This is a genomic window from Gordonia aquimaris, from assembly GCF_026262595.1.
Classification (GTDB): domain Bacteria; phylum Actinomycetota; class Actinomycetes; order Mycobacteriales; family Mycobacteriaceae; genus Gordonia; species Gordonia tangerina.
The window spans coordinates 26,706-48,683 of sequence record NZ_JAPKFM010000032.1; the positions used below are offsets into that span (position 1 = coordinate 26,706).

At 66.8% G+C, this 21,978-nt stretch carries 12 protein-coding genes; 6 read left to right on the forward strand and 6 right to left on the reverse strand.

Annotated features, from left to right (window positions below; all coding sequences use genetic code 11):
- Positions 1-200 precede the first annotated feature (200 nt).
- From OSB52_RS22100 to OSB52_RS22115, 4 genes are all read left to right on the forward strand, one after another.
- The gene (locus tag OSB52_RS22100; protein WP_266063535.1) at positions 201-1,187 is read left to right on the forward strand and encodes an LLM class F420-dependent oxidoreductase; all 987 of its coding nucleotides are present in this window, start codon (positions 201-203) and stop codon (positions 1,185-1,187) included.
- 253 nt (positions 1,188-1,440) lie between these two features.
- Entirely contained in the window at positions 1,441-3,342 is a 1,902-nt protein-coding gene (gene fadD32, locus OSB52_RS22105) for a long-chain-fatty-acid--AMP ligase FadD32 (protein WP_235723316.1), read from the forward strand.
- Between the two features lie 125 nt (positions 3,343-3,467).
- A complete protein-coding gene (gene pks13, locus OSB52_RS22110) occupies positions 3,468-8,846 on the forward strand; it encodes a polyketide synthase Pks13 (RefSeq protein WP_266063536.1) in 5,379 nt (1,792 codons plus the stop codon).
- A 28-nt stretch (positions 8,847-8,874) separates the two neighbouring features.
- Positions 8,875-10,461: an acyl-CoA carboxylase subunit beta gene (locus OSB52_RS22115; RefSeq protein WP_235723318.1), complete on the forward strand. Its 1,587-nt coding sequence runs from the start codon at positions 8,875-8,877 to the stop codon at positions 10,459-10,461.
- 113 nt (positions 10,462-10,574) lie between these two features.
- Here the strand turns inward: OSB52_RS22115 and OSB52_RS22120 are convergent, their stop codons facing one another.
- The 3 genes from OSB52_RS22120 to OSB52_RS22130 all read right to left on the reverse strand — a co-directional run bounded on the left by OSB52_RS22120 (position 10,575) and on the right by OSB52_RS22130 (position 13,407).
- Positions 10,575-11,807, reverse strand: a complete 1,233-nt coding sequence (locus tag OSB52_RS22120) for a DICT sensory domain-containing protein (RefSeq protein WP_235723319.1) — start codon at positions 11,805-11,807, stop codon at positions 10,575-10,577.
- 214 nt (positions 11,808-12,021) lie between these two features.
- Positions 12,022-12,570 (reverse strand): Dps family protein, encoded by a 549-nt coding sequence (locus OSB52_RS22125; RefSeq protein WP_235723320.1) that lies wholly within the window; start codon positions 12,568-12,570, stop codon positions 12,022-12,024.
- Positions 12,571-12,684: 114 nt separating this feature from the next.
- On the reverse strand, positions 12,685-13,407 hold the full coding sequence (locus OSB52_RS22130) for a VIT1/CCC1 transporter family protein (RefSeq protein WP_235723321.1): 723 nt from the start codon (positions 13,405-13,407) through the stop codon (positions 12,685-12,687).
- A gap of 149 nt (positions 13,408-13,556) precedes the next feature.
- Here OSB52_RS22130 and OSB52_RS22135 point away from each other — a divergent pair, with 149 nt between their 5' ends.
- Both OSB52_RS22135 and OSB52_RS22140 read left to right on the forward strand, forming a co-directional pair.
- Positions 13,557-13,802: a FitA-like ribbon-helix-helix domain-containing protein gene (locus OSB52_RS22135; protein ID WP_235723322.1), complete on the forward strand. Its 246-nt coding sequence runs from the start codon at positions 13,557-13,559 to the stop codon at positions 13,800-13,802.
- Positions 13,789-14,199 carry a type II toxin-antitoxin system VapC family toxin gene (locus tag OSB52_RS22140; protein WP_235723323.1) on the forward strand — a complete coding sequence of 137 codons (411 nt, stop codon included), beginning with the start codon at positions 13,789-13,791 and terminating at the stop codon, positions 14,197-14,199. Before OSB52_RS22135 ends, OSB52_RS22140 begins: the two co-directional genes overlap by 14 nt.
- 3 nt (positions 14,200-14,202) lie before the next feature.
- Here OSB52_RS22140 and OSB52_RS22145 read toward each other — a convergent pair whose 3' ends face one another.
- From OSB52_RS22145 to OSB52_RS22155, 3 genes are all read right to left on the reverse strand, one after another.
- Positions 14,203-15,093: an oxygenase MpaB family protein gene (locus OSB52_RS22145; protein WP_266063537.1), complete on the reverse strand. Its 891-nt coding sequence runs from the start codon at positions 15,091-15,093 to the stop codon at positions 14,203-14,205.
- Positions 15,094-15,333: 240 nt separating this feature from the next.
- Entirely contained in the window at positions 15,334-18,651 is a 3,318-nt protein-coding gene (locus OSB52_RS22150; RefSeq protein WP_266063538.1) for an arabinosyltransferase domain-containing protein, read from the reverse strand.
- Positions 18,644-21,976, reverse strand: a complete 3,333-nt coding sequence (locus tag OSB52_RS22155) for an arabinosyltransferase domain-containing protein (protein ID WP_266063539.1) — start codon at positions 21,974-21,976, stop codon at positions 18,644-18,646. Before OSB52_RS22155 ends, OSB52_RS22150 begins: the two co-directional genes overlap by 8 nt.
- Positions 21,977-21,978 lie beyond the last annotated feature (2 nt).

Sequence of the window (21,978 nt, forward strand, 5' to 3'; positions counted from 1 at the left end):
CCGAAAACGCGCAGGTCACGGAGTGGGTCAATGGACCCAGTTGTGGCATTCTCGACTATCCGCCGGGGCATGTCCGCGATCTGTTTGGCGGTGTGTTGGCCCTGCATTACCGTGATTGGGCGATCGGGCTACCGATACCCGCGATGCGCAGGGACTTGCGCTGGGGGCAGACGCGCACCATGCGCATGAGGAGACAGTGAATGAGCGAGACCGGGGAGCTGCGCCCGTTCCGGTTCGGTGCCGGTGGTGAGGGCAACAAGGACGAGGGTGGCGCGCGCAAGTTCGTCAAACTCGCCCAGACCGCCGAGGAGTACGGCTACGACACCTTCGCGGTGCCCGATCACCTGGGCAACCAGGTCGGACCCATCGCCTCGCTCGGCGCGCTGACCCAGGCCACCTCGACCATCCGGCTGGCGACATCGGTGCTGGCCAACGGCTGGCGCCATCCGGCAATGGTCGCCAAAGAGGCCACCACGATCGACGTGCTCTCCAAGGGACGCCTGGAGTTGGGCATCGGCGCCGGGTGGATGAAAGAAGAGTTCGACAAGGCCGGCATCGAGTTCGAGTCACCCGGTGTCCGCATCCGGCGCCTCGACGAGGCGCTCACCATCCTCGATGGCCTGATGCGGGGCGAGACCGTCGACTTCGCGGGCGAGTTCTACCAGATCAACGGGCTCGAGGGATCGCCACGACCGCGGCAAGGCCCACGGCCACCGATCGCCGTCGGCGGTGGCGGGCCCAAGATGCTCGCACTGGCGGCCAAGCATGCCGACATCATTTCGGTTGCGCCGTCGACGACACGCGAGGGCAAGATGCGGCTGTCGGATATGACGATCGAGAAGACCGCGCAGCGAGTCGACCGGATCCGCGAGGTCGCCGGCGACCGGTTCGACGACATCGAACTCAACTGGACGATCGCGGTCATCGTCATCACCGACGACCGCGAGGCCACCGCCGAGATGGCGTTGAAAGCCCTGGAACAGGGCTATCCGCCCAACATCGAACGCGACTGCGAGTTCACCGTCGACGACGTGATGGCCTCGCCGTATCTGGCGATGGGCACATTCGAGGAGATCGCCGAGCAGATCCGCGAGGTGCGTCGGCGTACCTCGATGTCCTATGTCGGTGTCTTCCCGACGCAGATGGACGCGTTTGCGCCGGTCATCTCGCTTCTCAAGGGGGAGTAGAATTGTCGACGGCCTGAATGCACTTGACGCGCTGAGCGGGCATCGACGCTGGCTGACCGCGGTTTATGCCCGGTGTGTGCGAGCGCGAAGGTGCGGTTGACGATCACGAGCATTTCGAACGGGTAACAATTTGGACTACCGTGACCGCGGTAGTACGGACGGGCGTGGAAAGCGTGGGTCGATGGCATGACGGGGGACGTGCCAGCGATCGGGGAGGTAGAGCGCGGTCCACGAGGGGCCACAGGAGTAATGGATGTTGAACACTGAATTTGAGCAGTTCCTCGATGAGAACGGACAGATCCACTTCACCGAGGACGCGACGCTCGTCGACTACGTCGAACGCAACGTACGTGAAGAGGCCGACACCCTCGCGTATCGCTTCATCGACTACAGCCGCGAGCGTGACGGCGAGGCCCAAGACCTGACCTGGGCGCAGTTCGGGAAGCGTCTGCGTGCCGTCGCGGCACGTCTGCAGCAGGTCACCAAGCCGGGTGACCGGGTCGCCATCCTCGCCCCGCAGTCGCTCGAGTACGTGATCGGCTTCTTCTCCGCGCTCTACGCCAGCAATGTCGCCGTGCCACTGTTCTCGCCGGACGAGCCCGGCCACACCGATCGGCTGCACGCCGTTCTCGAGGACTGCAAGCCCACTGCGATCCTGACCTCCACCAAATCGGCCGAGGCGGTCCGGGACTTCTTCAAGCCGCTGCCGGCCAAGGAACGCCCACGGGTCATTGCCGTGGATGCCGTGCCGGATTCCGTCGGTTCGAGCTGGGTCGCTCCCGTCGCCGGCACCGACCACAACAAGGACACCGTCGCCTATCTGCAGTACACGTCGGGGTCGACCCGAGTGCCCGCCGGCGTCGAGATCACCTATCAGGCCGTCGCCGCCAACGTGCTGCAGATCTACGACTGCATCGAGATCGACCGCAATGCCCGCGGCGTGACATGGCTGCCGATGTTCCACGACATGGGCTTGCTGACGGTGATCCTGCCTGCGCTGGGCGGTAAGTACATCACCATCATGAGTCCGCAGGCATTCGTGCGCCGCCCGGGCCGCTGGATCAAGGAACTCGCCGCCGAGTCCGACAACGCGCCCACCTACGCCGCCGCCCCGAACTTCGCCTACGAGCATGCCGCGGCACGTGGTCTGCCCAAGGAGGGCGAACACCTCGACCTGTCCAACGTCATCGGCCTGATCAACGGCTCCGAGCCGGTCACCGTCAGCTCGATGAAGAAGTTCAACGACGCCTTCGCGCCGTATGGTCTGCCGAAGACGGCCATCAAGCCCTGCTACGGCATGGCCGAGGCGACCCTGTTCGTCTCCGCCACGCAGCGCGAGAACGAGGCGAAGGTCATCTACGTCGACCGCGACGAGCTCAACGCCGGCCGGTTCAAGGTCGTCGACCAGCACGCGGACAACGCCGTTGCGCAGGTGTCGTGTGGGCAGGTCGCGCTGAGTCAATGGGCCGCGATCGTCGACCCGGAGACGGCCACCGAGCAGGCCGACGGCCACGTCGGCGAGATCTGGCTGCACGGCATCAACATCGGTGCCGGTTACTGGAACAAGCCGGAGGAGTCCGAGCAGACCTTCCACAACCGCATCACCGACCCGCTTGCCGACGGCAGCCACACCGAGGGCACCGCGGCCGACGCGATCTGGATGCGCACCGGCGACTACGGTGTGTGGCTCGACGGCGAGCTGTACATCACCGGTCGTGTCAAGGACCTGGTGATCGTCGACGGGCGCAACCATTACCCGCAGGACCTGGAGTACTCGGCACAGGAGGCCAGCGACTCGCTGCGCCCCGGGTTCGTCGCCGCGTTCTCGGTGCCGTCCAACCAGCTGCCCGCCGACGTGTTCGAGCAGTCCACCAGTGGACTGACCTTCGACGCCGATGATGCCTCGGAGCAGTTGGTCATCGTCGCCGAGCGAGGCCCCGGCAAGAAGCACGACCCGCAGGAGATCGCCGACACCGTGCGTGCCGCCGTCGCGCAGCGCCACGGGGTCATGGCGCGCGACATCCTGCTGGTGCCGGCCGGTTCGATCCCGCGCACGTCCAGCGGCAAGATCGCGCGACGCGCCACCCGCACCGCCTATATCGATGGCAGCCTGCGCGGCGGCTACAAGCAGACGGCGTTCCCGGACGCCCAGTAGACGAACAGGCCTCCGCGGCCGTTCTGAGGTGTCGTCCTGAGGCGCGAGCTTGCGAGCCACAACAAATGATCCCTGAGGTGCGAGCTTGCGAGCCACGAAGGGTCCCGATCAGTAGTCTGGAAGCGATGTCTGAACTGAATACCGACGAGTCCGGCGCCAGCACGGACGACCAGTCGCATGCCACCGGAACCGCCGGCGAGACCGCCGGTGATCTGACGGTCGCCGAGCTTCGGGACTGGCTGCGTTCCTGGGTCTCGGACGCCACCGGAATCCCCGCAGAACAGATCTCCGACGACCGGCCGATGGAGGAGTTCGGACTCTCCTCGCGTGACGCCGTCGCCTTGGCCGCCGACGTCGAGGACAAGACCGGCGTGATCCTCACGGCGACTGCGGCCTACAACCATCCGACCATCGCGATGCTGGCCAAGCGCATCATCGAGGGTGATCCCGACGAGATGCTCGACGACGTCGCCGACACCTTCTGGCAGCGTGAGCGCAGCGCCGACGACGACATCGCGATCGTCGGCCTCGCGACGCGGTTCCCGAAGGCCGGCGCCACCCCGGAGTCGACGTGGGAGGCGCTGATCGGCGGCGTCGACGGCATCAGTGACCTACCCGAGGGCCGGTGGACCGAGTTCACCGATGACCCGCGGATCGCCGAGATCATCGCCGCGTCCAACGTCAAGGGTGGCTACCTCGACGATGTGAAGAGCTTCGACGCCGACTTCTTCCAGATGAGTCCGCGTGAGGTCGAGATGGTGGACCCGCAGCAGCGGCTCGCGCTCGAACTCACCTGGGAGGCGCTCGAGCACGCACACATCCCGGCCAGCGACCTCAAGGGCGGTCCGGTGGGTGTGTTCCTCGGAACGTCGACCAACGACTATCAGATGCTGGCGACGATGGGCCTCGGTGAGGGTGTCGAGGAGACCGCGGCCTATGCGTTGACCGGTACGGCCACGTCGATCGTCGCAAACCGCGTCTCTTACTTCTTCGACTTCCACGGGCCGTCCATCGCGGTCGACACCGCCTGCTCGTCGTCCCTGGTGGCCGTGCATCAGGCGGTCCGCAGCCTGCGGTCGGGCGAGAGCTCGGTCGCGTTGGCCGGCGGCGTCAACATGATCATCACGCCCGCGGTCACGCTTGGTTTCGATCGAGTCGGTGCGCAGGCCAAGGACGGCCACATCAAGGCGTTCTCCGCCGACGCCGACGGCATGATCCGTGCCGAGGGTGGCGGACTGGTGGTGCTCAAGCGGATGGCCGACGCCCGTCGTGACGGCGACCAGGTGCTGGCCGTGATCGCCGGTTCCGCGGTCAACTCCGACGGTCGGTCCAACGGCTTGTTCGCCCCGAATCCAGAGGCGCAGGTGGAGGTGCTGCGCGCTGCCTACACCGACGCCGCGATCGACCCGCGCACCGTCGACTACGTGGAAGCCCATGGCACCGGCACGATCCTCGGCGATCCGATCGAGGCCGACGCACTCGGTCGTGTGGTCGGGCGTGGCCGGGTTGTCGGTGCGCCCGCTCTGCTGGGGTCGGCGAAGACCAACTTCGGTCACATGGAGTCCGCGGCCGGTGCGGGCGCGCTGGCCAAGGTGGTCCTGTCGCTGCAGCACAACAAGATTCCAGCCTCGCTCAACTACTCCGGCCCCAATCCATACATCCAGTTCGACGCGAACGGGCTGAAGGTGAACGCGGAGGCAGGCGATTGGCCCCGCTACTCCGGTCACGCCATCGCCGGCGTCTCGGGCTTCGGGTTCGGTGGCACCAACGCGCACGTCATCGTCCGCGAAGTCCTGCCGAGCGATCTGGGTTCGAGCCCTATTGCCGAGGAGTCGGAGTCCGCTGGTCGAGTAGACGCGAACGACCTTCCCGCTGGTCGAGTAGGCGCGAACGACCTTCCCGCTGGTCGAGTAGGCGCGAACGACCTTCCCGCTGGTCGAGTAGGCGCGAACGGAGTGAGTGCCGTATCGAGACCAGGCGACATCGACATCGACGCCCTCGACGACGACGAGTACCTCACTGAGGCCGAGCGCGCCGTCCTCGCCGCGCAGGCGAAGCAGGACGAGGCCCCGGCCGAGCAGACCGAACAAGACCCCGCCGAGGGCTTCGCACCTTGCGCCGCGGAAGGCTCGGTTGTCCCACTTGTGCTCTCCGGATTCCTGCCCTCGCGTCGCCGCAAGGCCGCCGAGGATCTGCTGGTGTGGCTGCAATCCGAGGCAGGACAAACGACACCGCTGGTCGACATCGGTCGTGCCCTGGCCTACCGCAATCACGGCCGTTCCCGTGCCGTGGTGATGGCGCGGACCCACGACGACGCCATCGCCGGTGTCCGTGCGGTCGCCGAGGGCAAGAGCAATCCGCTGGTCTACGTGGCCGATTCGCCCGACGCGGCGACCGCGGTGTGGTTGCTGTCGGGCTTCGGTTCGCAGCACCGCAAGATGGCCAAACAGCTCTACACCGAGAACCCGGTGTTCGCGAAGTACGTCGATCGGGTCGACGAGTATGTGCGCAGCGAGCTCGGCTATTCGATCGCCGAGATGTTTCTCGACGACGAGCAGACCTATGGCATCGAGACGAGCCAGGTCGGCATCTACACCATTCAGGTTGCGCTCGCCGATACGCTTCGGCATTTCGGCGCCGAACCCGGTGTGCTGGTGCCGCATTCGATGGGTGAGGCATCCGCCTCCTACATCAGTGGCGGGTTGTCCTTGGAGGACGCGACGCGGGTCATCTGCCAGCGTTCGCGCCTCATGGGCGAGGGCGAGTCGATGCTGCAGGGTGACGACATCCGGCTGATGGCGCTCGTCGAGTACAGCGCCGAGAACATCAACGACGTCCTCGTCGACTACCCCGATCTCGAGATCTGCGTCTACGCGGCACCCACCCACACCGTCATCGGTGGCCCTGAGTCGCAGGTCGATGCGATCGTCGCCCGCGCGGAGGCCGAGGGCAAGCTGGGTCGCAAGTTGCAGACCAAGGGAGCCAGCCACACCTCCCAGATGGACCCGTTGCTCGGCGAACTGGCCTACGAGCTCACCGGTATCGAGCCGCTGCGGCCGACCGTCGGGTTCTACAGCTCGGTGGACCGGGAGACGTTCTACCGACCGGGCCACGAGCCGGTACACACCATCGAGTACTTCACCAAGGGGCTGCGGCACAGTGTCTGGTTCAGCCAGGCGATCGCGAAGTCGGTGGAGAACGGGCACCGCACCTTCCTGGAGCTCTCGCCGAATCCCGCCGTGCTGATCTCTGTTGCCGCGGTGACATTCTCGGCCGGGCTGCACGATGCCGAACTGGTGGAGACGCTCAAACGCAAGGAAGATGAGAGCTACGGACTCGTCAATGCGCTGATGAAGCTGTACGTGCACGGACATCCGGTGAACGTCGGATCTCTGTTTGGTTCCGGCGCATTCGGCGACATCCCGCGGACTCGGTTCGAGCGCCGGGAGTTCTGGCTCAAGGCGCAGCTCGCGAGCGGCGGCTCGGCGGGAACCGTGCCGGGTTCGCATGTCGCACTGCCGGACGGCCGGCACGCGTGGGAGGTGAACGCCTCGGCGGTCGCCGATACGCGCGAGCTGGTGCGGGCTGCGGCGGCGCAGGTGATGGCCGACGCCGTGGTGGGAGCTGTGGTCACGCATGCGCAGATCCCGGCCTCGGGCACGGTGACGACCACGCTGAGCCCGCATCCGGGTGGCGCGTCGGTGACGGTGCATGCCAAGCAGGACAAGAACTTCCGGTTGCTGTTCGAGGCGGCCGTCACGGGCGGGGCCGTGCCCGAACAGGCGAGCGCCCCGGCTGTCGAGACCGCTCAGACGTCACCGGCCGAGGTGTTCGCCGACGACAAGGTGATCACCGAGGACGAGATTGTCGACGACATCGACAACAAATGGAACCCGGAAAGCGGTGAGACGGTCGAGCAGCGACTGGCGATCATCGTCGGCGAGTCCATGGGATACGACCCCGAGGACCTACCGCGCGAGATCCCGCTGATCGAACTGGGTCTCGACTCGCTGATGGCGGTGCGGATCAAGAATCGCGTCGAGTTCGAGTTCGACATCCCTCAACTGCAACTGCAGGCGATGCGTCAGGCGAACCTCGCCGATGTGGTGAAATTCGTCGAGTTCGCGGTCACCCACCGCGATCAGCTCGATGACCTCGCCGACAATGCCGCGGGCGGTGGCGAACTCGACACCGCGGCGCTCAACGCCTACATCGATGAGCAGAACGCGAAGGACGTCGGCGCGCCCGGTGACGGCGTGGCGACGGAGACCCCTACCGCTGGTCGAGTAGCGACGAGCGCTAGCGAGGAGCGTATCGAGACCTCGCAACCATCCGAGACCTCGCAACCAGTCGACCAGACCCCCACCGACCTCGCCGACCAAGCCGCCGTCGCCGACGCCACCGGCTCCGACGTTCCGCCGCGCGATGCGGCCGAGCGCCTGACATTCGGCGTCTACGCGGTGGTCACCAAGACTTCGGCGGGCGGCGTGTTCAACAAACTCCCGGTGCTCGAAGAGGAAGTGGCCCAACAGCTCACCGATCGTCTCAATGAGCGCACCGGCGGCGACATCGACATGGAAGACATCCTCGACTCGGAAACGATCGAGGAGATGTCGAACTATGTCCGCGAGTACCTCGATGCGGGCGCCGACACCGACGGCTTCCTGCGCTTCTTGCGGGTGGTCGACGGCAAGAAGAGCTACGACACGACCGCCGGAGATCCGGTGCCGGCGTTGCTCTTCCACCCGGCAGGCGGCAACACCTCGGCGTATGAGGCGCTGCTCAAACGGCTGCCCGACGATCAGCCGGTGATCGGCTTCGACCGCGTCGAGGGAACCATCGAGGAGCGGGTGCGCCAGTACCTGCCGCGGCTGCGCGAGGTTGCGCCGCACGGCCCGTACGTGCTCATCGGCTGGTCGCTGGGCGGGGCGTTGGCCTACGGGTGCGCCCAGGTGCTGCGTGAGGAAGGTGAGGAGGTCTCCTTCGTCGGCCTGATCGACGTGGTTCGGCCATCCAAACCCGTGGTGGAGAATGAACAGACCAAGCGTGCCCGGCTCGAGCGTTGGCGCGATTTCGCGGTCAAGACCTACGATCTCGACGACGACATCCCGATCCCGATGGACCGGCTCGTGGAAGCCGACGACGAGGGGCAGTTCCAGATCATCATGGAGATGATGTCGATGTCGGGCACCAAGATCCCAGGCGGCATCATCGAACACCAGCGCACGTCGTTCCTCGACAACCGTGCGCTGACCAACATCGAACCCACCGACTATGACGGCAAGGTGGTCCTCTATCGTGCCGACAAGATGCACGACGGTGCGATCGAACTGGAACCGCAGTGGGCGAACATCGACGAAGACGGCCGGTGGGGTGAGGTCGTGGACGATCTGGAGATCATCCACATCGGCGGCGATCACCTGTCGATCGTCGACGAGCCGTTCATCGCCAAGATCGGTGCGGATCTCACCCGGCGACTGCGTGAAGTGGACGCACGCCGGTGAGTTCGGTAGGTGGGAGAAAGCGAGCATCGTGACTGACACGACCGAGGTCGGGACGGCAGCACCGGCCAATGCGACAACCGCGGCGAAGCTGGCGGATCTGCGTGAGAAGCTGGAATCGGCACAGGAACCCGGCGGCGAGAAGGCGATTGCCAAACGCGAGGCGAAGGGTATCTGCTCGCCGCGCGAACGGCTGACGATGCTCTTCGACCCGGGCACCTTCGTCGAGATCGGTGCGCTCGCCAAGATGCCGGGTGCCGCGCACTCGGGATACGGCGACGGTGTGGTCACCGGGCACGGCCTGGTGCACGGCCGACCAGTTGCCGCGTTCTCCCACGATCAGACCGTGTTCGGCGGAACTGTCGGAGAGATGTTCGGCCGCAAGGTGTCTGCGCTGATGGAGTGGGCCGGAAAGATCGGCTGCCCGATGGTCGGCATCAACGACTCCGCCGGTGCGCGTATTCAGGACGCCGTCACCTCGCTGGCGTGGTACGCCGAAATGGGTCGTCGAAACCTGCTGCTGTCCGGTCTGGCCCCACAGATCTCGGTGATCCTCGGCAAGTGTGCCGGCGGTGCGGTCTACACCCCGGCCAACACCGACATCCTGGTGGCCGTCGAGGACAAGAGCTACATGTTCGTCACCGGACCAGATGTGCTCAAACAGGTCAACGGCGAGGACATCTCGGCCGAGGACCTCGGTAGCGCCCACAACCAGGCGCGCTGGGGCAACATCCATCACGTCGCACCCGACGAACGCGCCGCCTTCGACTGGGTGCGGGAGTACCTGCAGTACATGCCGTCGAGCGCGTATGAGCAGCCGCCGGTCATCAACCCCGGTCTGGAACCGGAGATCACCGAGTCGGATCTGTCGTTGAACGCCTTCATGCCCGACAACGACAACGCCGGCTACGACATGCACGACATCATCATCAAGCTCTTCGACGATGGTGCGTTCCACGAGGTCGGCGAGCTGTTCGCGCCGAACATCCTCACCGGTTATGCGCGTGTGGATGGCCGATCGGTGGGTGTGGTGGCCAACCAGCCATCGGTGATGTCGGGCGTGCTGGACACCGATTCGTCGGAGAAGGCGACCCGGTTCGTCCGGATCTGCAACGCATTCCGCATCCCGCTGATCTTCCTGGTCGATACACCGGGCATCCTGCCGGGGCTCGCCGAGGAGCAGAAGGGCACCATCCGGCGGTCGGGCAAGTTCCTGTATGCCTACGTGGAGGCCGACGTCCCGAAGGTGACGGTGGTGCTGCGCAAGGCCTACGGCGGTGCGTATGCGGTGATGGGCTGCAAGCAGCTCGGTGCCGATATCAACTTGGCCTGGCCGAGCGCGAAGATCGCGGTGATGGGTGCCGAATCCGCTGCGGCGGTGCTCACGCGGCGGCAGACCGACGGGATGTCGGCGGCCGAAGCCGACAAGGTGCGGCGCGACTTCATCGACTTCTACAACACGATGATGGCAACCCCGTACCTTGCCGCCGAACGCGGATACATCGACGCCGTGATCGAGCCCGCCGAGACCCGGCTGCAGCTCCGGAAGGCGTTGGCGCAGTTGCGGGACAAGACCGAATACCGGACGCCCCGCAAGCACTACCTGATGCCGATCTGACGGTTCCTGGTCATCGGCCAATGTCCGCCGGGATCACCGTGCAGCGTCGCCGGGTGGATTATCCGGTCGGCGGCGTCCACCGGTGATCCCGCCGGACACGGGACGGGTACGAGTCAGTCGAATCGCCGCAGAATCGAGTGCACGGCTTGGGTGACGGTGAGCCGGTCGTAGCTCTGCACGAAGTCGAAGGTGCGGTCGAGATCGCTTGCGCCGCTGTGCAGATCGCGCGCAGATAAAAGTGCGGCGAAGTGGGGTCCGAGTACGGCGACGTTCCATTCGTTGACCAGGTCATCGTCGGGGTCGAGCGGTGCGCGGTGGACGTTGCCGTCCCGGACATCCGGCAGTCCCACGCCGTACACACCGGCAAGCCCGGTCTGCTCCGACATGTCACGCCACCGGTCCGCGGTGCGGCGGGTGAAGTGGTCGGCGTGTTGGAAGGTGCCCAGCACAATCGAGGCGCCACCGATCGCGGCCTGGTGCTCGAGTGCCTTGCTCATCTCGATCAGCAGCCGCTTGTCACCAAGACGGGGCGTCAGCGAGGTTGCGGCGATGGCGTAGGGCGTCTGTTGGTCAGGTGCCGGCGTAGACCACACCGGCAGCTCCGGCAGCGGCACGATCGTGGAAGTGGCCAGCGACTCGGGGTTCTCGACCGAGGGATACAGGGCCCCTATGCCGAATGATGCACCCATCGTCATGGCGATGACCCGGCGCGCCTCGTCGTCGACGCCCTCGGCCACCACGACCGCCTGACTGCGTTCGGTGTGCGCGGCCAGGGTGTGCGCGAGCTGGGCCGATTCCGGGTTGGAGTTCTGATTCAGCAGTTCGGCCGAAGTGATCACGATGTCGGGTTCGATCAGCGTCAGCAGCGTCGCGGCGTGGTCGCTGCTGCTCAACCCGTCGACGCAGATCACCTTGCCGGCAGCCCGTGCTCGGGCCACACGGGCGAGGGTGCGCTGTGGGCTGCGTTCCACAGCGCTCGGCAGGACCACCATCACGTGGCGCTCGAGCACCTCAACGGTGTCGTCGCCGAGTTCGTCGAACAATTCGAGATCCATCCCGACCAGCATCGGCAGGATCTTGGCCACCGACTGTGCCCGCGCGCTGCGGGCCAGCTCACGTCGTCGACGGTCCAGGACGTGATGCTGCTCCATCAACCGAGCGGCTCGACGCAGCGCATCCGCGGTCCCCAACCGGGTACCGGAGGGGCCGCGGAGTTGCAGTTCGACGGCCGCGAGGGCACCGTCGGTGAGCCGGCACACCGGCGCGAACTGCATGTGGAGCTCCAGATCCTCGAACAGGGTGAACCCGCCCTCGGTGGCCGGTGCCTGCCTGACCTCGGGGGTCATGCGGTAACAGCGATCATCGGGCGCCTCCCGTCAGAGCTGTGAATGCTCCGAGATGAAGTGGGAGGATGCGGTCTTTTTCACATCCTGTGCAGTGCAAACATGCAAGCATGCTGCTCTGCGGCCAGGATAACAAAGGTGGTGCCGGCTCCCCGGTCGAGCGGAGGCTGGCTGGAGGGCCGGCAGCGGGCATCGGCCACCTGAAGGCGGGCGGCGATCAGTTGGCGGTGCGAGCGGCCTCCGCGGCAGCGGACTCGCTGGACTGGCCGGCGTTGGCCAGCTCGCCGGTGTAGCTCTCCAGGTGGGCGCGGACGAACCACTGGAACTTCTCGAGTTCGGCAGTCTGGCCGATGAGGATGTCCTCGGTGATCGGGTCGATCTTGCCGATCTTCTCGATCGCGGAACGGTGTGAGGTGATGAAGCCGTCGTAGACCAGGTCGAGCGCCCCGAGATGGGCCTGGGCGGTATCGCGGCCGATCGAATAGTCGCCCCACGAACGGTCGTCCTCGATGGCCTTGGCGGTGCCGCGCGGGGACGAGCCCAGCGTGGCGATGCGCTCGGCGAGCGTGTCGGCGTAGCCGCGGACGAGGTCCACCTGCGGGTCGATCATCTCGTGCACCCCGATGAAGTTGGCGCCGACCACATTCCAGTGGATGTGCTTGAGCGTGAGGTGCAGATCGTTGAGCGCGCTGAGCCGTTCCTGCAAGGTATCGGACACGGTGGTTGCTGATTCGACGGACAATCCGGGAGCGGTGAATGAAGTCATGTCCCCGACGTTAGGAACCTTCCTCGGTTCCAACGACCTTCGACCGTGATCGGCAACTCAACCGAGACCGATGGTCACGGAGCGGTAACGGTGCCGAATGAGCTGAGTACCCGGTCAGACGACGGCCGTGCCCACCAGTCGACCGATCGCGAAGGTCACGATCATCGCGATCGCGCCACCGATCACCACCCGCACCATCGGACGCCACGGACGCGAGCCGCCCAGCGTCGCGCCCGTCGCGCCGGTCAGTGCCAACGCCACCAGTACGGCCACGAAGGCGACCGGGATGCGCCAGGACGGTGTGGGCACGAGGATCGCGATCAGGGGTAGTAAGGCGCCGATGGTGAACGAGATCGCCGACGACGCGGCGGCCTGCCACGGGTTGGTCAGCTCGTGAGGATCGATGCCCAACTCGACCTCGGCGTGGGCTTCGAAGGCGTCGTTCTCGGTGAGCTCGGAGGCGACGCGGCTCGCGGTCTCGTGGCTCAGGCCCTTGGCCTCGTACAGTCCGACGAGCTCGTCGAACTCCTCGTCGGGTTGCTCGGCGAGCTCGCGACGCTCCTTGGCCAGCAACGTCTCCTCGCTGTCGCGCTGGGTGCTCACCGAGACGTACTCGCCGAGCGCCATCGACACCGCGCCCGCAGCCAGGCCGGCAACGCCGGCGGTGAAGATGGCGCCCCGGTCGGCGGTGGCGGCGGCGACACCCACCACGATGCCTGCGGTGGACACGATGCCGTCATTGGCGCCCAGGACGCCTGCCCGCAGCCAGTTGAGCCGGTTGGCCAGCGATCCGCGGTGGGGCTCGTTGCGGTGCTGATGCTCGTGGTCGACGGTCATGGGTCAACTCAACTGGCGCAGGACGATTCACGCAAGCAAGGCAAAGGTTGCCTCAGCATGGCCACCCGCTCCCTGAGGAGCGAGCTTGCGAGTGTCACGAAGGGCGGCCCTACCTGCAGTGATGCAAGAACGCATGTTAACATGCACACATGCCCAAAACCGTGCAGATTCGTGACATCGACGACGATGTGTACGCCGCGCTGTCACGTCGCGCCGCGGAGGAGGGGGTCAGTGTGCCGGAGTTGCTCCGACGTGAGGCCACCCGCATGGCGTCACGTCCGTCGGTGGCCGAATGGCTGCGCCGCACCGCGCGGCGCCCATCGCAGATCTCGACCGCAGAAGCGTTGGATGCGCTCGACAACTGGCGGGGGCAGTGGCCGGATGCTCGTCGTTGACGCGTCGTGCCTGTTCGAGGTGGTCGCCGATACCCCACGGGCCGACGACATCCGCGCACGCCTCGCGTCGGACACCGATCATGCCGCTCCCGAGGTGATCGATGTTGAGGTGCTCGGAGTCATTCGCGCGCAATATCTTCGAGGACGACTCGACGAGACGGCGGCCGCGTTGGCGGTCGACGACCTTCGGGACTGGCCGGGTGACCGGCACTCACATCGGTGGATGCTCGACAGGGTGTGGGAGCTGCGCGATTCGGTTCGCGGCTGGGATGCGTTCTACGTCACGCTCGCGGAGGCCATGGACGCCACGCTCCTCACGATGGACGCCCGCCTGGCACGAGCGCACGGACCACGGTGCGCAATCGAGGTGCTCGGCGGCGAGCCGCGCCAAACGTGACTGTCAGAACACCTTCAGCCCCAACCGCCGTCGTAACCGCATGTCGAGCACATAGGTGAACAGCATGCCCCGCATGAGTCGGCCGGTCGCAGGATCGAGCGCGCGGGCCACGCGCAGCGTCCGTGCATAGAGCCGCTCATCGCCGGGGCCCCATCGCCACTGCATCATGTCGCGGAACTCGGGTGGCAGCCCCGCATTGATCAGGTAGTTCATCGGCCGGCCGAGTACTTTGTGCGCCACCGTGCCCGCGGTGCCGAAGCGATGGCGCAGGAACGACAGATCCGAGAGTTGTTGGAGCAGATCGCGCACCGGTGGGTCGATGGCCATGTCGCCGAGCTGATCGTCCCAGTACTCCTGCAATTGCCGGTAACTCGACGGCCACTGGTCGGGTCGGACGTTGAGGGTGGTGCCCAGCCACCGGGCGTCGGCGATGATGCGTTCCTTCTCTGCCACGGTGAGGCGGCCGTAGAGCAGCTCGTACTGGTCGATGAAGTACTTGAGTAGACAGATCGCCACCCACAGTTGGAGCCGGGAGTCGTTGGCGCTGTATCGGACCGGACTCTCGGCAGTGGAGTACACCAGATCATGCACTCGCTTCAGCTCGTCATGGACGTAGCGCCGGTCCTCGTCGTCGCCGAGCAGGGCGACGGCCAGGAAGGTGCCGGTGGTCCGGCTGCGCTTGATCGGGTGCTTGACCGCGCTGCCCGAATCCACACGGCTCTCCACCACGCCGTACCCGACCCTGGGGTTCGCCAGCTGCATGATGACATTGGCGCCGGCGATCGTGGGGCCCAGTCCTGTCACCAAGTCGCCGGTGCGGCGGATGCGGCGACGGTGCCGGGATGCACGGACATCCGCGACATGCGCGTGCTGGTAGTGGTCGATGGTGGCCATGCCCCATCATGGGCACCGACGACGCGGTTTGTGCCGAAAATCGGCACAAACCGTAGCTTTCCGTAGGCGTAACCGTGATGCGCCGGCGGGTCTCGATACGGCCCTCGCCCAGCGGCTCGTGCCTACTCGACCAGCGGTTGGGGCGTCCTGCTGATCGAGTAGCCGCGAACGAAGTGAGTGGGGTATCTCCTGCTGATCGAGTAGCCGCGAACGAAGTGAGTGGCGTATCGAGATCGACCGTCAGTAACCACTCGACCGCATCGGCGCCGGGTCGTACAGTCCCGACCGGCGCGCCGTACCGAGGTCGAGTTCGGCCGGCGGCGCCGGCGCGATCTCGGTGAATCGTTGCAGGCCGCCCCAGTCGCGGCCCCAGTTGTTGCGCAGATAGGTCGGCAGCAGGGTGGGCTTGAGCATGGCCTCGGTGATGCCGAGCGGGCCACCGGCCTTGCCCGACATCCACGTCTGACTGTTCTTCCGGGTGGCTTCGGCGTCGGGCATGATCCGCCACTGCGGCACCTCGAGCACACCGTCGGACACCGCCATCGGCTGCTGACAGGGGAACACGAACCCTGGAAGCCAGTCGATGAACACCGGATCGGTGGTGCCCACGACGTCGTTGAGTGTCTGCAAGGTGGTGACGCGTGGTGGCGTGATGGCCACCCACTCCGAGGGCGCACCGGCGCTGTCGCGCACCTCTACTCGCACCACATCCGCCCGTGGTGGGGAATCGGCGAGCGGGTAGCGCAGGTTGCGCCAGATGGGTACCTCGCCGATGTCGATCGGCGACATCATCCCGACCGGGGTGACACTGCCGTCGGCCTCGGTGCGACCGAATTGCACGTTCACCTGCTGGCCGGAATGTACGACCCCCAATCCGTCGACGGCCTCCACCGAACCGGCGGCCGCGATCGTCAGCAGCGGGGCGTCGGCGCTGCGTGCCGGCAGTTGATACCAGTCGGTGGTCAGTGATCCGGTGCCGGTGGGCGAACCATAGCTGCCCAGCACCGGGGTGTTGGCCGGGTTCAGACCGAACGGCAGGCTCACGGTGGAGCCGTTGACGCCGCGGACGCCTTGACCACCCTCCGTGCCGCCCTGCGCGGATTCGCTGGTCTCGGTGGATTCGTCGGCGCCGGCACCGGTCTGGGCCGTGTTCTGTGCTGACGTCGTTGCGGTGTCGGCATCCTCGGTGGAATCGATCGACAGGCGGTTGGGGACGCCGTTCGGGGTGAAGCCGGGCGGGTTGGTCGAGCCGGCGAGCGCCGCCGAGATATCCGGCGCCGCGCGACCGTCCACGGCCGCCGGGAGCAACAACCCGGTGTTCGGGTCTGCCTCCACCAGCACGTCGTTGGCCAGGGCGCACTCGTTGCCGGTCAACGCCCGCGCGTTGGATTTCAGCCACGACCAACTGTCGCGTTGTTCGTAGGCGCCCTTGACGAAGGACAGGACCATGAATATCACCATGAACGCCGAGATCACCGGTAGGGGTGAGAACTTCAGCTTCGACAACCATCCGGAGCCGCCGCGGGTGCGGGTCTGCTCGTCGACGTAGTCGTCGCGGAAGTGGTACCACAGACCGACCAACGCGGTCACCACCGCGATCACCAGGATGGCCCAGCCCACCTTGATCCCGGCGATTGACGGTGGCCGATCCCACCACGGCACACCGAAACTGCCGACAAACCACCAGCCGTTGGTTCCGGTGAACGAGATCGCGGTGACCGCGAGGACTGCGGCGGCGAAGAAGGTGCGGTTGCGGCGTGACCGGAGTATTGCCGGTGCCATCATTGCGCCGGCTGCCGCGGCCAGACCGGCCGCGATGCCGGCGTACACACCGAAGTGGTGGGTCCATTTGGTGGGGGTGAACGCGATGAAGAACATGGTGCCCAGCGTCACTGCGATGAGTCGCCAGATCGGTGCGCGGGCAACACCGTTGGGGTGCTCGCGGCGCAGTAGCCGCAGCAACACCACCACCAGGCACAAGATCATTATCAGCACACCGAATCGGCGGGCGAGCGTGCCGTCGGCGGTCGGCAGTATCAGGTAGTAGTAGCGCACCGGCTCCGACCACCACTCCAGCGTGGGCCCGACGTCGGAGGCGACCTTGTTGCCCGCGATCAGCGGGGCCAGTGGCTGGTCGAAGAAGATCTGGTACAGCACCGCGGTACCGGCGGCCAGGATCGGTGCGATCATCGCGAGCAGTCCGTCGCGCCGACGTCGCGTCACCAATGTCTTGATGACCGGCCGGATTCCGGCGAGCAACGCCGCGACGGCCATCAGGCCACCCGGCGCGAGCGCGAGGGTGAACGCGGCGGTCACCACGGCGACGGCATAGGGCAGCAGTCGCCGGGTGGCGATGGCGCGTTCCACACAGCACCAGGTGAGCAGCGCGCCGACGGCCTCGGCCGGTTCGGGCCGCAGACCGTTGTTGTAGGGCAACCAGATCGCCAGGAACACGAACGCGGCCGACCACACCGCGGGGGTGCTGTTGCGCACTGCCCGCCCGAGTCGCGGGATCACCTCTCGGCTGATCAACCACCAGCCGAGCAGCCCGAGCAGGAATGCCGGCAACCGCATCCACGGCGCGGCGAGGCTCACATGGGTCATCGCCGAGATGACCTGGAAGTGCCATCCGAACGGATCCTGCGGGACGCCGAAGTATCGGAAGTAGTTGTCGGCGTATCCCGCTTCGCCGGCGATGCGGCCGACGGTGAAGTTGTAGCCGTCGTCGGAGGTGTTGGCGCCGCCGATCCACCAGAACGCCAGGATCGCGAACACCGCGATGTCCGGACCGCGGATGGTCCACCAGCCCGATGGCAGGAACCGCTTGTGGCTGCGGCCGTCGGCCCGGTCGAGGATGCCCAGCGCGATCAGCGACAGGATCGTCATCAGGATGCCGAGGACGATCACTGCGACCTTGAGCGGCGCCGGAGTGCTGACGTAGCGCGTGTCGATGGTGGCGTGCAGCGACAGTCCCTCGCGCGATGCCGTCGCCGGAAGATCGGTGTAGACGCCGACGATCTGCGGGCGCAACTCGTGGTCGGGGACGGAGAAGGTGTGTTGGCCGTCGCCGGTGACGTTGTCGATGCGGGCGTTGACCCCGTCGCCATCGGCGTGGAACACGATGCGGCAGTTCGGATTCGCCTGCGCCGCGGCGCGTGGCGTGTTGAGGATCACGACGTCACGGTCGGTGACGAGCAGCGCGTCCTGTGTGGCCCGGATCATCAGGGCCCGCGCCGCCGCATCCTGCCCGCCGGCCGGGATGGTGGACAGCAGCATCCCGCCGGTGTCGGGCAGGTCGGACGCCAGCGCGCACGGCACGGTCACGTCCATGTCGATGGGTACATACGACACCAGCGGGGCGGCGACGTCACCGACCTGCTCTCCCTGCGGCCAGTTCAGTTCCGCGGTGGACTGATTCACCGGGAGCAGCGGGGTGACGAGCGCCATGAGGAAACCGAGCAGACCGGCCACCACCGCGACGATCCGGGCGGTCCGGTGATCGATGCGCGGTGCACGGGTGCCGGTCGACGGCGCGTCGGTCGTCGGTGTGTCAGTCATCGGATTGCGGCTCCACCCTGATCGAACCGGTGCGCGACCAGCCCCATTGCGTCGATTGCGTTGTGTCGAGCCGGACGTCGGCGGCCCCCGGGACCAGCGGCGTGAGCCGTTCCAGCGCACCCCATTCCCGCGTCCAGTCGTCCTTCAAGTACGTCGGCACAGCCTGCGCCGACGTCGTCGACTCGGAGATCGAGAGCAGGCCGCCGTCGGCGCCTGCCTGCCACGTCTTCGACTGCGAGTTGGTCAGCGGATAGTCGCCCATGATGCGCCACTGCGGTACCTCGGCGACTCCGTTGGCGATGTGCAGCGGGCGCTGGCACGGGAAGTGGGCTGCGACGATGAAGTCGATCAGCGTGGGTGCCCGCGACCCGACGACCCGCTGCAGGGTTTGTAGCCGCGGCGCGCGGGGCGGGGTGACGGCGATGAACTGGTCGCGGCCCAGATTGTTGTCGGCGAGTTCGAGTCGCATCGCGGTGGCCCGCGGCGGAGCGGCGCCCATCGGGACCCGCAGGTTGCGCCACGGCCGGTTGGTGATGACCGGGCCCGGGTCGATCGGCAAGACGTCGGGGCCAACCTGGACGAACTCACCATTGGGTCCAGGTCGCCCGAACTGCACCACCAGCTTCTGTCCGAACACACGGACCCCGAAGGTGTCGATCGTGGACACCGCTCCGGCGACGCTGAACACCAGCAGCGGCGACACCGCTCGTACCGCCGGCAGCTCGTACCAGCCGGTGGTCATCTGGGCCTGACCCGGATAGCCGAAGCTCCCCAGGACGGGTGTGGTGGCCGGGTCCAGGCCGTAGGGCAATGCCGCAGTGGACCCGTTGACCGTCCGGGGGCCCTGCCCGCCGGTGGTCCCGGCACCGAGGCCGCCGGTGATCGCGAAGGGGCGCGAGAAACTGGCCGATACGTTCATCTGGCCGGGGCGCTGATTACCCGGATCGGGCAGGAGGTCGTTCGGGATGCCGTTCGGGGTGAATCCGACCGGATCGGAGCCGGTCAACGCCTCGGTAATCGACTGCCCGTTCGCCGGCGTCAGCATGCCGGAGTTGGGGTCCGGCTCCACCAGGACCTTCTCCGACATGCCGCAGCTGTTGCCGCGGAGGGCGTCGATGTTCTCGGCGAGCACGGTGGTCGCCGGATACCGGGTGACGGCGGCCTTGGCGAACACCAGCACCTCGGCGATGACCATCAGGCCGGCGACCACCGCGATCGGCGACGACGCCAAGAACAGTCGACGACGGTCGGCGCGACTCTGGTCACGTCCCTCACCGGCGTGCGCGAGCCCCTTGTTCTCCACGTAGTCCAGCCGCAGGTGCTGCCACACCGCGACCGCGGCCGCGACGACCGCCAGGACCAAGAACATCGTCGACACCGGCCGGCCGGCCAGCACAGGGGCGCGGTCGAACCAGGAGATGCCGTATTCGTAGGCGAACGGCCACGAGTTGTAGCCGGCGGTCGCCGCGGCGAGGGCGAACAACAGGCCGGAGATGAACACCGTCAGGTTGCGGGCAGACCGCGCCGCCGACTGCGCAACCGCCAGGGTGGCCGTCGCCGCCAGCGCGGCGGCGAGCCCGGCGAAGATGCCGAATTGGATGGTCCACTTGGTCGGGGTGAACGTCAGCAACAGCAGGGTGACGCCGACGGCGCCGACGAGACGCCACGCCGGGCCGGGGTCGACTCCGCGGATGCCGGTGCGGCGCAGCAGGACGGCGACGGTCACGATCAGCGCAGCAAGCAGGAGCAGGACCGGCACCCGGCGGGTGAGTGTGCCGTCGTCGGTGGTGACGGAGATGAAGTAGTAGCGCAGGTACTCCTGATGCCAGCTGATCACCGGCCCCACCTGGTAGCGGATCTTCATCGCCTCCACGACAGTGGCCAGCGTCTGGTCGCGGAACACCACGATCAGCACCAGCAACCCGGCGGCGGCCATCGGTGCCAGCAGGGCGAGGGTGCCCGCCTCGCGGCGGCGGTCGAGCAGGATGTGCAGCAGCGGTCGTGCGGATACCAGCAGGATGGCGACTGCGATCACGCCGTGCGGGGCCAGTGCCAAGGTGAAGCCTGCGGCGATGGCCGCCAGCGCGGCCGGCAGCAGCCGTCGGGTCGCGATGGCCTGCTCGGCGGCCCACCAGGTGAGCACGGACCCGAGCACGATCATCGTCTCGCTGCGCAAACCGCTGTTGAACGGCAGCCAGAACGCGAGAAAGACCAACGCGGCAGCCCAAATCGCCCAGCCACTGCGGCGCACCGCCGCACCGAGCCGGGGCAGCAGGACTCGACTGAGCACGAACCACGACGCCAGGCCCGCCAGCAGCGGCGGAAGATGCATCCACAACAATGACGGTGAGATGGCCGACCAGTGGGCCAGGAAGCTGTAGTACCAGTCGAACGGCGCCTCGGGGATGCCGTACCAGCGGTAATAGTTCGCGAGGTAGCCCGAGGCGTCGGCGGTACGGCCCATATTGAGGATGTAACCGTCGTCGGCGGTGCCGGCGCCGAGCACCGTCCACACCATCAGCACGCCGGTGACCACGATGTCGGCAGGGCTGGGAACCGCGATGCGCCATCGTGGGCGGGTGCGCACGCCGATCCGTCGGTGATATCCGTGGATGCGGTCGAGCAACCCGAGCGCGATCAACGCCACCAGCACCGCGATCACCGCGAGCACCATCACGATCAGCTTCAGGGTCGTCGGCGAGCTGACGTAGCGGTTGTCGATCTGCACCTGCACCCGCAACCCGTCCTGAGCTGCGGCGGTGACTTCCGCGGTGGAGAGATCGGAGAAGATGCCGTCGACCTGCGGACGTTTGTCCGGCGGCAGCACGGTGGGCTCACCGAGCCCCACGAACTGGGCGCCGGGCCCCGACGGCTCGGAGAAGACACGGAGATCACTGCACTGCGACAGTTGATCGCGGGGTGCGCTCGCCGCCAGGGAGTTACGGAAGGTGACCGACACCGCGTCGCGGCCGGCGGTGACATACAGCGCCGAGGACCTGCTCTGGGGAGCGTCCGCGGGCATCGTCGTCAGCACGTCGCCGACCGGCGCCGCGGCGAGCACGCTGCACGGGATGGTGGCGTCGAGGGACTGCGGTGTCTGCGCGATGAGCGGGGCCACCACCGACGACGACTCGGGCGACAGCTGCTGACCCTGCGGCCAGACGAAGGAGGCGTCAGTGGATTCCACCGGCAGAAACGGGGCGATCGCACAAAGGACGGCCCCGACGATGCCGGCGACGATCGCCACCGTGCGTGCGGTGCCCGCGGACACCCTGGTTCTGGGCTGCGCCGCGTCGGGCGCCGCGTTCGGGGCTGTCACAGGCACGA